Consider the following 465-nt stretch of genomic DNA (forward strand, 5'->3'; position numbering starts at 1 on the left):
AGCCAGGTGCTGCGCTATGCCGACCCCAAGCGCGGCCAACACCGCACCATGCGGCTGCGCCGCACCCATGACGACACCCTGCTCGATGGCTTCCTGCTCTCGGGCGATACCAGCGCGCAGGGGTGGATCAACACGCTGCTGACCAGCAGCCAACCGATACAACGATATGGTCGTGCGCTTTTGGTGCCCAGCAGCAAGCCTCCTGTAGAGGTTGCCACCAGCGGCCAGATAGTCTGCACGTGTTTCAGCGTGACCGACCAAGCCATCAATACCTATCTTCAAAAATGCACTGGCTCTGAAAAAGAGCAGTTGGCGGCACTCCAAGGCGCCCTTCAATGCGGAACGAATTGCGGATCCTGTGTGCCGCAATTGCAGCGAATGGTGCGTCAAGGTGAAGCGCAAACACTCACTGTAAAGGAAGCGGCCTGAACCATGAATAGACAAATGACTTCGATGCTCTGCACG

The 465-nt window shown here is 57.8% G+C and carries 1 protein-coding gene; it reads left to right on the plus strand.

Annotated elements, in window-relative coordinates; all coding sequences use genetic code 11:
* The coding region (locus AC1RMF_RS26680; protein ID WP_493145587.1) for a (2Fe-2S)-binding protein at nt 1-429 on the plus strand (429 nt) is incomplete at its 5' end.
* Between the last annotated feature and the right edge of the window lie 36 nt (nt 430-465).

Source organism: Rhodoferax sp. GW822-FHT04A08 (genome assembly GCF_058801025.1).